Annotated in this window: 13 protein-coding genes; 6 read left to right on the forward strand and 7 right to left on the reverse strand. The window is 61.7% G+C overall.

Going from position 1 to position 12,776, the window contains the following annotated elements; genetic code table 11:
• Nucleotides 1-162 precede the first annotated feature (162 nt).
• Entirely contained in the window at nucleotides 163-1,041 is an 879-nt protein-coding gene (locus tag VFB05_RS17950; protein WP_325014457.1) for a CoA ester lyase, read from the reverse strand.
• 178 nt (nucleotides 1,042-1,219) lie between these two features.
• Between VFB05_RS17950 and VFB05_RS17955 the strand changes: the two genes are divergently transcribed.
• Nucleotides 1,220-1,855 (forward strand): carbonic anhydrase, encoded by a 636-nt coding sequence (locus VFB05_RS17955; RefSeq protein WP_325014459.1) that lies wholly within the window; start codon nucleotides 1,220-1,222, stop codon nucleotides 1,853-1,855.
• Nucleotides 1,856-1,857: 2 nt separating this feature from the next.
• Here VFB05_RS17955 and VFB05_RS17960 read toward each other — a convergent pair whose 3' ends face one another.
• Nucleotides 1,858-2,409 (reverse strand): TIGR00645 family protein, encoded by a 552-nt coding sequence (locus VFB05_RS17960; RefSeq protein WP_325014461.1) that lies wholly within the window; start codon nucleotides 2,407-2,409, stop codon nucleotides 1,858-1,860.
• A 25-nt stretch (nucleotides 2,410-2,434) separates the two neighbouring features.
• A complete protein-coding gene (locus VFB05_RS17965) occupies nucleotides 2,435-3,469 on the reverse strand; it encodes an aspartate-semialdehyde dehydrogenase (RefSeq protein WP_325014463.1) in 1,035 nt (344 codons plus the stop codon).
• A gap of 216 nt (nucleotides 3,470-3,685) precedes the next feature.
• Between VFB05_RS17965 and VFB05_RS17970 the strand changes: the two genes are divergently transcribed.
• Both VFB05_RS17970 and VFB05_RS17975 read left to right on the forward strand, forming a co-directional pair.
• Nucleotides 3,686-4,372: a hypothetical protein gene (locus VFB05_RS17970; protein WP_325014465.1), complete on the forward strand. Its 687-nt coding sequence runs from the start codon at nucleotides 3,686-3,688 to the stop codon at nucleotides 4,370-4,372.
• Between the two features lie 162 nt (nucleotides 4,373-4,534).
• Nucleotides 4,535-4,948: a hypothetical protein gene (locus VFB05_RS17975; protein ID WP_325014467.1), complete on the forward strand. Its 414-nt coding sequence runs from the start codon at nucleotides 4,535-4,537 to the stop codon at nucleotides 4,946-4,948.
• A gap of 59 nt (nucleotides 4,949-5,007) precedes the next feature.
• On the opposite strand, the gene leuB is transcribed toward VFB05_RS17975, so the two are convergent.
• On the reverse strand, nucleotides 5,008-6,117 hold the full coding sequence (gene leuB / locus VFB05_RS17980; RefSeq protein WP_325014470.1) for a 3-isopropylmalate dehydrogenase: 1,110 nt from the start codon (nucleotides 6,115-6,117) through the stop codon (nucleotides 5,008-5,010).
• A 420-nt stretch (nucleotides 6,118-6,537) separates the two neighbouring features.
• Between leuB and VFB05_RS17985 the strand changes: the two genes are divergently transcribed.
• Nucleotides 6,538-7,725, forward strand: coding sequence for a YbfB/YjiJ family MFS transporter (locus VFB05_RS17985; protein ID WP_325014472.1), 1,188 nt, complete (start codon nucleotides 6,538-6,540; stop codon nucleotides 7,723-7,725).
• Between the two features lie 6 nt (nucleotides 7,726-7,731).
• Here VFB05_RS17985 and VFB05_RS17990 read toward each other — a convergent pair whose 3' ends face one another.
• The 3 genes from VFB05_RS17990 to VFB05_RS18000 form a co-directional block, all read right to left on the reverse strand.
• Nucleotides 7,732-8,517, reverse strand: coding sequence for a molybdopterin-binding protein (locus tag VFB05_RS17990; protein ID WP_325014473.1), 786 nt, complete (start codon nucleotides 8,515-8,517; stop codon nucleotides 7,732-7,734).
• A gap of 12 nt (nucleotides 8,518-8,529) precedes the next feature.
• Nucleotides 8,530-9,159, reverse strand: a complete 630-nt coding sequence (locus tag VFB05_RS17995) for a cytochrome b/b6 domain-containing protein (RefSeq protein WP_325014475.1) — start codon at nucleotides 9,157-9,159, stop codon at nucleotides 8,530-8,532.
• A 194-nt stretch (nucleotides 9,160-9,353) separates the two neighbouring features.
• Nucleotides 9,354-9,908: a fasciclin domain-containing protein gene (locus VFB05_RS18000; RefSeq protein ID WP_325014477.1), complete on the reverse strand. Its 555-nt coding sequence runs from the start codon at nucleotides 9,906-9,908 to the stop codon at nucleotides 9,354-9,356.
• A gap of 493 nt (nucleotides 9,909-10,401) precedes the next feature.
• On the opposite strand from VFB05_RS18000, the gene VFB05_RS18005 reads away from it, so the two are divergent.
• Nucleotides 10,402-11,943 (forward strand): malonyl-CoA synthase, encoded by a 1,542-nt coding sequence (locus VFB05_RS18005; protein ID WP_325014479.1) that lies wholly within the window; start codon nucleotides 10,402-10,404, stop codon nucleotides 11,941-11,943.
• Nucleotides 11,944-12,063: 120 nt separating this feature from the next.
• On the forward strand, nucleotides 12,064-12,762 hold the full coding sequence (locus tag VFB05_RS18010; RefSeq protein WP_325014481.1) for a YafY family protein: 699 nt from the start codon (nucleotides 12,064-12,066) through the stop codon (nucleotides 12,760-12,762).
• Nucleotides 12,763-12,776: the final 14 nt, after the last annotated feature.

Genomic DNA, 12,776 nt, shown 5'->3' on the forward strand with positions numbered 1-12,776 from the left:
GTCTGCGCGATGTGCAATCACAAACGCGAATGCGACCACGATCTTGCTGCCGGCACCTCAGCCGACAATTACAAGGAATATTGCCTGAACGCGCCGGCGATCGCGGACTTGAACAAGCCGGTTCGCAACTAGCGCACGCCCACCGGTTGCGACGGCGGTTGCTTATTTGCTCATGGCGGCGATGGAATCCGCGATCGCGACCGTGCGCCGCGCCATGTCCGCGTGCAGCCGCTCCACCATCTGGCCGTCGAGCGAGATCGCGCCGCGTGCGGCGTTCTCCGGCAACTCGAACGCGGCGATGATCTTGCGCGCGCGCGCGACTTCTTCCACAGGCGGCGTGAAGATGACGTTGCAGGCCTCGATCTGCCCGGGATGGATCAGCGTCTTGCCATCGAAGCCGAGATCGCGCGCCTGGGTGCATTCCTGATTGAAGCCGTCGACATTGGAGAAATCGCTGTAGGGACCGTCGAGGATTTCGAGGCCATAGGCGCGGGTCGCCAGAATGCAGTGGGTGATCATCGGCAGCATGATCGCGCGGCCCGGCTGCATGCGGATGCGCGTCTCGCGCGAAATGTCATTCGGCCCGAATACAAAGCCTGCAAGCCGCGGCTCGACGTCGCGCGATGCCGCCGCAAGCTCTTCAGCGTGCAGCACCGCGCGCGCGGTTTCGATCATGGCCCAGACGCGGATCGAGGGCGCAGCGTTCGATTCACGCAAAGCCTGCGCGATCGTGCGCAGATCGTCGACGCTGGAGACTTTCGGAACAAGGATGGCATCGGGCTTGGCCTTGGCGGCCATCTTCACGTCATCGGCCCAGAACGGCGTATCGAGCGCGTTGGTGCGAATCCAGACCTCGCGCTTGCCGAAGCCGCCTGCGGCGATCGTCGCGGCAATCTGGTCCCGCGCCAGTCCCTTGGCGTCCGGCGCCACCGAGTCCTCGATGTCCAGGATGATGGCGTCGGCGGCAAGAATGCGCGCCTTCTCCAGCGCCCGCGAATTCGAGCCGGGCATGAACAGAAGGCTGCGGCGCGGGTGGGTCATGATTTCATCCCTTTCGATTACATGGCCTTATGAGTCCGCCGGAACGCGGGCACATCGCGCGCGTTGGTAGCACCGGCAGCCCATTGTTTGGGCATGGTCTTTTCGAGCCTCGGCTTAACATCTCAATGTCAGCTTCGAAAGGCTTGTTCCTGCCGCTCTCATATGATTATCACGAGCTATGCAGACCTTCCCGAAACAGCTCCTTGACGGCTACCGGACATTCCGCACGCAGCGCCTGCCGACCGAGCAGTCGCGCTATCGCGAATTGTCCGAACGCGGCCAGTCGCCGGAGGTGATGGTGATCGGCTGCTGCGACTCGCGTGTCTCGCCCGAGGTGATCTTCGACGCCGGCCCCGGCGAGTTGTTCGTGATGCGCAACATCGCCAATCTCGTGCCGACCTATCAACCCGACGAGAACGCCCACGGCGTCTCGGCGGCGCTCGAATATGCCGTCAACGTGCTGCGCGTGAAGCATATCGTGGTGCTCGGCCACGCCCAGTGTGGCGGCATCCGCGCCTTTGTCGACAAGATCGCGCCGCTGTCGCCGGGCGACTTCATCGGCAAATGGATGGCGATGTTCATCAAGCCCGGAGAAGTCGTCGAGCAACGCGATCAGGAGACGATGCAGCAATTCGTCACCAGGATCGAGAAGGCCGCGGTGTTCCGCAGCCTGGAAAACCTGATGACATTTCCCTTTGTGCGCAAGGCCGTCGAGCGTGGCGACATGCAACTGCACGGCGCCTACTTTGGCGTGGCCGAGGGATCTCTGTTCGTGCTCGACAAGACGAGCAAGGAATTCGAGAGCGCGAGGTAGCGCTACTCCTCGCCGTGAGCGCTGCCCCAGCGGTCTGACAGGGCCAGGATCAGCGTCGAGATCACGAACACCAGGTGCACGCCGACCAGCCATGCGATCTTTTGCGCGTCGAAAACGGCGTCGATGTTCATGAACGCTTTCAGGACCTGAATGGCGGAAATCGCGACGATGGAGGCGAGCAGCTTCTGCTTGAGGCCGGCAAAGTTGACCTTGGTCATCCAGTCCGGCCAATCCGGATGGCCGGCGGGATCGATCCGCGACACGAAATTCTCATAGCCGGAAAACACGACGATCAGGATCAGGTTGCCGGTCAGCGAGACATCGATCAGGCTGAGCACGCCCAGGATGATGTCGGACTCCTTGGCCCCCGGCGCGTGAACAATGAACTCCCACAGCATCATGCAGAACTTGAGCAACAGCACCGCGAGGCTGATGACGAGCCCGAGATAAAACGGCGCCATCAGCCAGCGGCTGTTGAACAATACGCGCTCGAAACCGTGCTCGACGCTTTTGAGGACTGGATTCGGCCGATAGGGAGCCGGTTGTTCGGTCACTGCGATCCGGCTCCGCTGTCGTCGTCTATGCCGCCCGTTTCTTGGCGCTGATCAGTTTGCGATTGATAAGGATTTCGGCGATCTGGATCGCATTCAGCGCCGCGCCCTTGCGCAGGTTGTCGGACACGCACCACAGCACAAGGCCGTTCTCCACCGTCGCATCCTCGCGGATGCGGCTGATATAGGTGGCATCCTCGCCGGCCGCCTCATAGGGCGTGACATAACCGCCGGGCTCCTGCTTGTCGATGACAAGACATCCGGGCGAACGTCGCAGGATGTCGCGCGCCTCGTCCGGCGTGATCGGGTTTTCGAACTCGATGTTGACGGCTTCCGAATGACCGACGAACACCGGCACGCGCACACAAGTGGCGGACAGCTTGATCTTGGGATCAAGAATCTTCTTGGTCTCCGCCATCATCTTCCACTCTTCCTTGGTGTAGCCATCCTCCATGAAGACGTCGATCTCGGGGATGACGTTGAAGGCGATACGCTTGGGGAATTTCTTGTTGATGAGTTCGCTGTTGGTGTAGATCGCCTTGGTCTGCGAAAACAGTTCGTCCATCGCATCCTTGCCGGCGCCGGACACCGACTGATAGGTCGAAACCACGACGCGCTTGATCACGGCCTTGTCGTGCAGCGGCTTCAGCGCCACGACGAGCTGCGCGGTCGAGCAGTTCGGATTGGCGATGATGTTCTTCTTGGTGAAGGTAGCGGTCGCGTCCGCATTGACCTCGGGCACGATCAGCGGCACGTCCGGATCCATGCGCCAGGCGGACGAGTTGTCGATCACGACGGCGCCGGCCGCGCCAATCTTGGGCGACCATTCCTTCGAGACCGAGCCGCCCGCCGACATCAGGCAGATGTCGATGTCGGAGAAGTCGTAATGCTCGAGCGCTTTGACCTTCAGGGTGCGGTCGCCATAGGAGACGTCGACGCCGACGCTGCGACGTGACGCCAGCGCCACGACCTCGTCGGCAGGGAATTTGCGCTCGTCGAGAATGCCAAGCATTTCCCGCCCGACATTGCCGGTCGCGCCGACCACTGCGACTTTGTAACCCATCGTTCACTCTCCGACGAAAAAAGGCCGCTCCTCACAACCAGCGGAAACGGAAGAAGTGGCGCTTCTATGCGAGAAACGCCGTTAAGACAACGTTAGACCGGCCCGCGCGGCGGCGCCTCAACCTCAATGCAATCCAACCGAAACCACGCAATTCACCCGGCGCTGACCAGCTTTGGCGACGAATGCTGCGCCACGCTGGCACGCCTCGTTGCCTATGTGGGCGCGCTTGCGCTTTTTGCCATTGCCGGCCTCCATGCCTGGGACCGATTGCAACGTGACATGGCGGCCGATCCGGCTGACCAGCCGGGCTTTGCCCTGGCCACCCGCTCGCGCCCGGCCTTCGCCGTCAGCTCGCTCGATCCGGCAGAAAAATCAGAGAGTTACGAGATATTCCGACACCCCGAAGGGGGCCGCAAGGATGTCTTCCACTGGGGCGCTGCGGGACAAAAGCCGATCGCCGCGCTCGAAATCTACCGTCCCGGCGGCGAATTCGACCCGTCGCGGCCGCGAACGGCGGATCTCGTGGCGCGTATTGCAGGCGAGGACGCCGGCGAACTGGAGGCCGCCGGCGTCGTCAGCAGCAAATTCGGTACCGTGGCGCTTGTTCGCCACGCCGGCCGTTTTGACCCTGCAAAATCCTGTCTCGGCTTTTTCAAGCAGTTTGACGATCCGCCGCTGGAGATCTCCGGATGGTCCTGTCAGGGCGCGACGCTGCCGGCGCGGCGGGCCGCGATCTCCTGCATGCTCGACCGGCTGACACTGTTGGCGTCCGGAAACGAGCCGAGACTGGCCGGACTGTTTGCCCATGCCGAATTGAAGCGCAGCGGTTGCGCGGCCCCCACGGCGATCCAGGCGGACTGGGTGACGGGCGTCGAAAACCCGAGGTTGCGCGGCGCCCTGTGATTGTGGCCCTGCCAAGGCACTGGTTTTCAAGTGACTTTTTTGGGGTCGGATCGGTGTTATTCCCGCCGACTGTGGCCCATTTGACCTTGTGACGCCGGACCCCGCGCCGGTACAATGGCTGGTGAACAGCATGATGGCGGCTACTCGCCTAAAGAGGATCTGATGACCCCAAGAATTTCAGCCGCGAACAAGGTTGCGGCGCTGGTTGCCGCTGTCGCCATCGGCGCCGTCGCCTTTACGGCCTCGTCCGCCAGCGCGCAGACGACCCAGTCGCAGAGGGAAGCCAAGCGTCAATACGACAGCCGCGGCCATCTCGATTACGGAAGAGGCGGACCGAACGTGTCCTATCAGCAGGGACCGCATACCCGCGTCTTCGTCACCAAGCGCTCCTGGCTTGACGCCGGCACCGAGGTGCTGCCCGGCGACCGCAAGTTCCTCGACTACGCGTTCCCGTCGCCCTACGGCTATCCGGACTTCGCGCGCGAGAACAACAACCGTCCGATCGACCGGCAACCGATGAACCCGCCGTCCGACATGGGCGGCTATCCGTCGCGGATTCCGCTTCCGCCGTATTGAGCTTCTAAATCGCCGACCCGGTTGGCATCGCGCCCGCGAAAGCGGGCGCGATTTGCATTTTAGTGCAGCGCTTGCAGCTCTTTCAGAATCGCCTCACCCATCTGCGCGGTCGAGACCAAAGTCGCGCCTTGAGACTTGATGTCGGCAGTGCGCAGGCCGCTGGCGAGCGCCGCGGCGATGGCGGCGTCGATCTTGTCGGCGAGCGCGCCCATGTCGAAGGAATAACGCAGCCCCATCCCGAACGAGGCGATCATCGCGATCGGATTGGCAAGCCCCTTGCCGGCGATATCGGGCGCCGAGCCATGGACCGGTTCATAGAGGGCCTTGCGCTGCTTCGTTTTCGCATCGACCTGGCCGAGCGAAGCCGACGGCAGCAGGCCGAGCGAACCTGTCAGCATCGCCGCGATATCCGACAGCATGTCGCCGAACAGGTTGTCGGTGACGATCACGTCGAACTGTTTCGGTGACTTCACCAGGTTCATGCCGCCCGAATCCGCCAATTGGTGCTCGAGCTGGACATCCTTGTATTCGCGCGCGTGAACCTGCGTGACGACCTCGTTCCAGAGCACGCCCGTCTTCATGACGTTGCGCTTCTCCATCGAGGTCACCTTGTTGCGCCGCTTGCGCGCGAGATCGAATGCGACGCGGGCGATGCGTTCGATCTCGTAGGTGTCGTAGACTTGCGTATCGATCGCGCGCTTCTGGCCGTTGCCGATATCGGTGATGGTCTTCGGCTCGCCGAAATAGACGCCGCCGGTGAGCTCGCGTAAGATCATGATGTCGAGACCTTCGACCACCTCGCGCTTCAGGCTGGAAGCTTCCGCGAGCGCCGGATAGCACACCGCAGGACGCAGGTTGGCGAACAAAGCAAGATCCTTGCGCAGCCTGAGCAGCCCGGCCTCGGGCCGCACGTCGTAAGGCACGCTGTCCCATTTCGGCCCACCAACGGCGCCGAAGATCACGGCATCCGCGGCCTTCGCTTTCGCCATGTCGCCTTCAGAGATCGACACCTTGTGCACGTCATAGGCGGCGCCGCCGACCAGCCCCTCCTCGGTTTCGAAGTGCGCGATCCCCTGCGCATTGATCCAGCCGATCAGGCGCTTCACCTCGCCCATCACTTCGGGGCCGATGCCATCGCCAGGAAGAAGCAGCAGTTTGTGGGTCGCCATGATCGAGTACCTTGCGCTGTTGTCATGCCCGGGCATAGCCGTTCGAAGAACGGCGTCGCTTCCGCTCGCCTATGACCCGGGCATCCATCTGTTTCAAGAATGCTGGATTGCCGGGTCTAGCCCGGCAATGACGAATAAGGAAAGTCTGCGCGGAGTGCTAATGCGGTGTTGCGCAGATGGCAAGACACCATTGCCGCCGCGCGCCTGTGCAACGCCGGTCGGGATTGCCACATTCGCGGCTAGCGCCCACTTTCCGAAGCTCGTGCTCCATCGCAGCAAACACTTTCACGAACTTCGGAAAGTCATGGGCACTAGCAAACTAATTGATTCTAGTGCCGCCTTATCGATCTGTAGTCCCTGATCGAATTCGCCGCTTGCGGTGCAGGAACTTCAGATCGGCGGTACTAGCCGGAGATTCCCGTGAAACGTCCCGATACCTCGCCTCAGCCGGACCGTCCGGCACTTCTGATCCTCATCCTGTCGCTGGCGCCGACCATCGGGCTCGGCATCGGACGTTTTGCCTATTCGCTGGTGCTGCCGGACATGCGCGACACGCTGGGCTGGTCGTATTCGGTGGCAGGCTTCATGAACACCGTCAACGCGGCCGGTTACCTCGCCGGCGCGCTGGCCGCCGCACCGCTGATCCGGCGATTCGGCCTGCCCGCTGCCGTGCGCTGGAGCACGCTGGCCTGCCTGCTGTCGCTGGCGCTGAGCGCACTCTCCGGCAATTTCTTCGTGCTGAGTTTTGCGCGGCTGCTCGTCGGCGTTGCGGCTGCGGTCGCCTTCGTTGCCGGTGCCGCGCTGGCGGCCCGGATTGCCCAAACCCATCCCGCACGCGCCGATTTCCTGCTGAGCCTGTTTTATGCGGGCCCCGGGGTTGGCATCGTGACATCGGGACTGGTCGCGCCGTTCGTGTTGCAAGCATTCGGCCCGGGATCGTGGTGGATCGTGTGGTGGGCGATGACGCTGCTCTCGACCATCTTGATCATCCCGCTGCTGATGGCGCCGCTCGACGCCGGCAACGGCCCTGCCACGACGAAACCGGCGCGCTTTTCGATCCGGCCGATCCTGATCTATCTCGCCGGGTACTTCCTGTTTGGCGCGGGCTATATCGCCTACATGACCTTCATGATCGCCTATGTCCGCGATGCCGGCGGCGGCGCGGTCGCGCAGAGCGCATTCTGGTGCCTGATTGGCGCCAGCGCGTTCGTCACGCCCTGGGTATGGAAGCGCGTGCTGGCATGGAACAGCGGCGGCCTCTCCACCACCATCATCCTCGGCGTCAACGCCATCGGTGCATCAGTGCCGCTGTTCGGACATTCCCCGCTGATGCTGACGATATCGGCGCTGGTGTTCGGCGTTTCGTTCTTCGCAATCGTGGGATCGACCACCGCCTTCGTGCGGTTCAATTCGCCGCAGGATGCCTGGGCGAAGGGCATCGCGGCCATGACCATCGCCTTCGGCATCGGCCAGACCTTGGGGCCAACGGTGGTCGGCGCCATCACCGACCACTTCGGCAATCTGTCCTATGCCTTGAACGCTTCGGCAGCGCTGCTGGTACTGGGCGCGATCGCGGCGGCGTTTCAGCGGCGGCTGGCGAAGTCCTGATCCGCGTCAGCTTCCGCTGAACGAGTTATAGCCCTGATCTTCCCAGTAGCCGCCCTTGTAGTCGTTGGTGACTTCCATCGAGATCACATATTTCGGATTCTTGAAGCCGAGTTTGGTCGGAACACGGATCTTCATCGGGAAGCCGTAGGCGCGCGGCAGGATCTCGTCGGCGAACTTGAAGGCCATGATCGTCTGCGGATGCAGCGCGCTTTCCATATCGAGCGGCGAGTTGTAGCCGTCCTTGTCGGCGCACTGGAACCAGCAATATTTGGCGCGCGTATCGGCCCCGATCAGCTTCAGGAAATGACTGAGCGGCGTGCCGGTCCAACTGCCGATCGCGCTCCACCCTTCCACGCAGATGTGGCGCGTGACCTGCTTCTCCTGCGGCAGCTTGTAGAGTTCATCCAGCGTCCAGGACTTCTTGTTCTCGACGAGCCCGCGCACCTCGAGCTTCCAGTCCTTGGCATCGATCTCGGGCGCGTCGTCGACCTCATAATAGGCGTTGAACGGGAACGGCTTGGTGATCGCGCTCTCGGGGAACGTCGGCGCCAGCGCGTAAGGGTTGAAGATAAGGGCCTGCACCGCGTCGTTGAATTTCGAGACCTTCTTGAGCATCTCCTCGGCGGAGTCGGAGCTGACGACATCACAGCCGGTCAGAAGCGTCAGCGCACCAAAGCTTGCACCGCCCGAGATGAAGCGCCGGCGCACCAGATCCGGCATCATTTTGGTCGCATCCTTGACCAGCAATTTCTTGTCGACGCCGGGGATCAGAAGTTTGCGAAGTCGGCCCATGGCAAATCTCCCTTAGCGTCCGATGATCATGGCGCGCAGGCTCTTCGGCACCAGCACCGCCAGAAGAATGTGGATGGCAAGAAACGCGACAATCGCCGACATGCAGATGAAGTGCACATAGCGCGCAATGTCGTATCCGCCGAACAGCGCCGTCAGGTACTGAAACTGCACCGGCTTCCAGATCGACAGACCCGAAAGCACGATGACGACGCCGACGACGATAATGCCGGCATAAAGCAACCTCTGCACCTGATTGTATTTGCTGAGGTCGTCGTGCGAGAGCTTGAAGGTCAGCGCCGCCATCGCATCCGATATCACGCCGCGCGGCGAGATCGGGAACAGCTTGTTCTTGAAGCGCCCCGTTGCAAAACCCGTAATGAGATAGGCGAGGCCATTGATCATCAGCAGCCACATGGCCGCGAAGTGCCACAAGAGCGCGCCGGCAAGCCAGCCGCCCAGCGTGATGGTTTTGGAAAATGTCAGCGACTGGAACAGCGGCGAAGCGTTGTAGATCTGCAGTCCCGACATGATCATCATGATGATCGCGACCGCATTGATCCAGTGCATCACCCGCACCCAGGCCGGCTGAATGACCTTTGAGGTGGTTTTGCTGTCCTGCTCGGTGGCTGCAAGGCTGGTCATGATGTTCCCGTCGCTGAAAGTCGGTTAACTCAGTATACGCCGAAAGCTCGAATTTCGTTACTGTCTGAATCTTTCCCCCGCCAAGGAATTCGCGACCCGCACCGATGGTCCGCGGTCACAAAAAAGCGAGCCGGGTTTCCCCAGCTCGCTTCCTTTGCTTCCTGTATCCGAGGGGAATGGGGTACGGGATCGACTTAAGACGCCGGCAACAGCACGGTGTCGATCACGTGGATCACGCCGTTCGACTGGTGGACGTTGGTGATCGTGATCGCCGCGGTGTCGCCCTTGGCGTCGACGATCCAGGTCTTGCCGCCATCCTTTTTGACGGTGAGTTGTTCGCCTTCGACGGTCTTGAGCATTTTGCCGTCGGTCAGATCCGACGCATCGAGCTTGCCGGCGACGACATGGTAGGTGAGGATCTTGGTCAGGGTCGCCTTGTTCTCGGGCTTCACGAGGTTGTCGACCGTGCCGGCCGGCAGCTTGCCGAAGGCGGCGTTGGTCGGCGCGAACACCGTGAACGGGCCCTTGCCTTCCAGCGTCTCGACCAGGCCGGCGGCCTTCACCGCGGCAACCAGCGTCGTGTGGTCCTTCGAATTCACCGCGTTCTGGATGATGTTCTTGGAGGGGAACATCGCAGCGCCGCCGACCATGACGGTTTTTTCCTGCGCGCTGACCGGCGCTGTGATCGTCGCCGTCAGGGCAAGAGCGCCGAAGGCAATTGCGGAAAGCAAAGCAATACGCTTGGACATGGAAACGTCTCCCGAATAAGTGCTGTGGCGCGCGGACATCCGCGGGCCCGTGAGGGGTTAACGGCAACGAACCGTGGGGTTGACTTCGTCGTCGTTGGCCCGAGCTACGGGAGGTTTTTGGAATGCGTTTCAGAGAAAATGTTTTGAAAAATCTGAAACCTTTTTCGGCCGCGAACGTGCGCTAAATCGTCACCCGACGCTCACGCAGGCCCGCATTTTCCGTCATCTGGCTTGCAAACCGCCGGTTGCGTGGCAAAGCGCCTGTTTGCTAGTGAAACCGCTACAAATATGTGATGATGACGGCCGCTAGTGCAGTGGATTTGACATTCGCTACCTACCTGGCCGCAAACGCAGAAGGCGAATGTCAAATCCCAACTCCACTGAAAACTAATATTTGCTAGTGGTTCTTTGATTCTAACATTCGCAAAGTGCCCACCGAGAAGGGATGCGAATGTTAGAATCGGACCACTAGCGCCCCGACCTGGAATGATGCATGAACGCGCAGCAAACGACCCACACGAACGCCAATCTGTTTTCCCGCCTGTTCGACGGGCTCGATGACCCCAAACGCCTCGCGATCGAAACGCTTGACGGCAAGCACATCAGCTACGGCGATCTGATCGCGCGCGCCGGACAGCTCGCCAATGTGCTGGTCGATCGTGGCGTGAAGGTTGGCGACCGCGTCGCTGCGCAAACCGAGAAGTCAGTGACGGGGCTCGTGCTCTATCTCGCGACAGTGCGAGCTGGTGCGGTCTACCTGCCGCTCAACACGGCGTACACGCTGAACGAACTCGAATATTTCATCACCGATGCCGAACCGTCGCTTGTGGTGTGCGATCCCTCGAAAACAGACGGGATCCGCGCCATCGCGGCGAAGGTTGGCGCGAAGGTCGAAACGCTGGACGCTGGCGGCAACGGTTCCCTGACGGACGCCGCCGACAAGGCGCCGTCCGCCTTTATCACCGTGCCGCGCCAGAACGACGATCTCGCCGCCATCCTCTACACGTCGGGAACGACGGGACGATCCAAGGGCGCGATGTTGACGCACGATAACCTTGCGTCGAATTCGCTGACCCTGGTCGATTATTGGGGCTTCTCCGACAAGGACGTCCTGATCCACGCGCTGCCGATCTACCATACCCACGGCCTGTTCGTGGCGAGCAACGTTACGCTGTTTGCCCGGGCTGCGATGATCTTCCTGCCGAAGTTCGATCCGGACCTGATCGTCAAGCTGATGGCGCGCTCGACCGTGATGATGGGCGTGCCGACCTTCTACACGCGACTGTTGCAGAACCCCGCGCTGAACAAGGAAAGCACGAAGCACATGCGGCTGTTCGTGTCGGGCTCGGCGCCGCTGCTCGCCGACACCCACCGCGAATGGTCCGCCCGCACCGGTCACGCCGTGCTGGAGCGCTACGGCATGACCGAAACCAACATGAACACGTCCAATCCCTACGACGGCGAACGCGTCGCCGGCGCCGTCGGCCATGCGTTGCCCGGCGTTTCCGTTCGCGTCACCGATCCCGAAACCGGCAAGATTCTGGGGACGGAAGACATCGGCATGATCGAGGTCAAGGGCCCCAACGTGTTCAAGGGCTATTGGCGGATGCCGGAAAAGACCAAGGCGGAATTTCGCGACGACGGCTTCTTCATCACCGGCGATATCGGCAAGATCGACGCCAAGGACTACGTCCACATTCTCGGCCGCGGCAAGGATCTCGTAATCTCCGGCGGCTTCAACGTCTACCCCAAGGAAATCGAGAGCGAGATCGACGCCATGCCGGGCGTGGTCGAATCCGCTGTGATCGGCGTGCCGCATGCCGATTTTGGCGAGGGTGTCACCGCGGTCGTGGTCTGCGACAAGGCCGCTGCGGTCAGCGAGGCGTCGGTGTTGAAAGCGCTCGACGGCCGACTGGCCAAATTCAAGATGCCGAAACGCGTGTTCGTCGTTGATGAGTTGCCGCGCAACGCCATGGGCAAGGTGCAGAAGAACATCCTGCGCGAGACCTACAAGGACATCTACGCGAGCAAATAGTTGCGAGCAGATGCTGCGGACCGGACGATCGTACGTCTCGCATCCGGCAATCCAAGGCTCCGACTGATGCTGCCATAAATTGGCAGCAGGACGTGCTAACCTCCCCCTGAGAGGAAGAGCATGTCGCGCGCCCAACGTCTCCTCGACCTGATCCAGATTCTGCGCCGTCACCGCTTTCCGGTGGCGGGGACGTCGCTCGCCGATGAACTCGGCATCTCGCTGCGCACGCTCTACCGCGACATCGATACGCTGAAGAGCCAGGGTGCGCATATCGATGGCGAGCCGGGTGTCGGCTACATCCTGCGGCCGGGCTTCATGCTGCCGCCTCTGATGTTCTCGGAGGAGGAGATCGAGGCCTTGGTGCTGGGCGGCCGCTGGGTCGCGGCGCAAACCGATGAACCGCTCGGCAAGGCCGCGCGCAACGCGCTGTCGAAGATTGCGGCTGTATTGCCCTCCGACCTGCAACGGAGCCTCGAAACCTCGAGCCTGCTGGTGCCGTCCCAGCGCGCGCCGGCCGGTGTCACTGACCTGCCGGTCATCCGCGAGGCCATCCGCACCGAACGCAAGCTGCGCATTACCTACAGCGACGAGCAGGACATCAGCACCAGCCGCACGATCTGGCCGTTCGCACTCGGATTCTTCGAGCGCCTGCGCATGGTTGCCGCATGGTGCGAGCTGCGGCGGGACTATCGCCATTTTCGCACCGACCGGATCCGCTCGGTCAAGATCACTGACGTCAGCTATCCCCGCCGCCGTCTGGTTTTGCTTCGGGAATGGCGAGCCCGGGAAGGCCTGCAAAAGCCTTCGGACTCATGCTGACAGAAATTGGCAGG

It is taken from the genome of Bradyrhizobium sp., assembly GCF_035652035.1.
In the GTDB taxonomy this organism is placed as follows: domain Bacteria; phylum Pseudomonadota; class Alphaproteobacteria; order Rhizobiales; family Xanthobacteraceae; genus Bradyrhizobium.

Excerpts from the sequence above, each read along its gene's own strand:
- VFB05_RS17965 (WP_325014463.1), bottom strand. The coding sequence starts at position 3,469 with ATGGGTTACAAAGTCGCAGTGGTCGGCGCGACCGGCAATGTCGGGCGG.
- VFB05_RS18000 (WP_325014477.1), bottom strand. The coding sequence starts at position 9,908 with ATGTCCAAGCGTATTGCTTTGCTTTCCGCAATTGCCTTCGGCGCTCTT.
- VFB05_RS17975 (WP_325014467.1), top strand. The coding sequence starts at position 4,535 with ATGACCCCAAGAATTTCAGCCGCGAACAAGGTTGCGGCGCTGGTTGCC.
- VFB05_RS18010 (WP_325014481.1), top strand. The coding sequence starts at position 12,064 with ATGTCGCGCGCCCAACGTCTCCTCGACCTGATCCAGATTCTGCGCCGT.
- leuB (WP_325014470.1), bottom strand. The coding sequence starts at position 6,117 with ATGGCGACCCACAAACTGCTGCTTCTTCCTGGCGATGGCATCGGCCCC.
- VFB05_RS17955 (WP_325014459.1), top strand. The coding sequence starts at position 1,220 with ATGCAGACCTTCCCGAAACAGCTCCTTGACGGCTACCGGACATTCCGC.
- VFB05_RS17990 (WP_325014473.1), bottom strand. The coding sequence starts at position 8,517 with ATGGGCCGACTTCGCAAACTTCTGATCCCCGGCGTCGACAAGAAATTG.
- VFB05_RS17995 (WP_325014475.1), bottom strand. The coding sequence starts at position 9,159 with ATGACCAGCCTTGCAGCCACCGAGCAGGACAGCAAAACCACCTCAAAG.
- VFB05_RS18005 (WP_325014479.1), top strand. The coding sequence starts at position 10,402 with ATGAACGCGCAGCAAACGACCCACACGAACGCCAATCTGTTTTCCCGC.
- VFB05_RS17950 (WP_325014457.1), bottom strand. The coding sequence starts at position 1,041 with ATGACCCACCCGCGCCGCAGCCTTCTGTTCATGCCCGGCTCGAATTCG.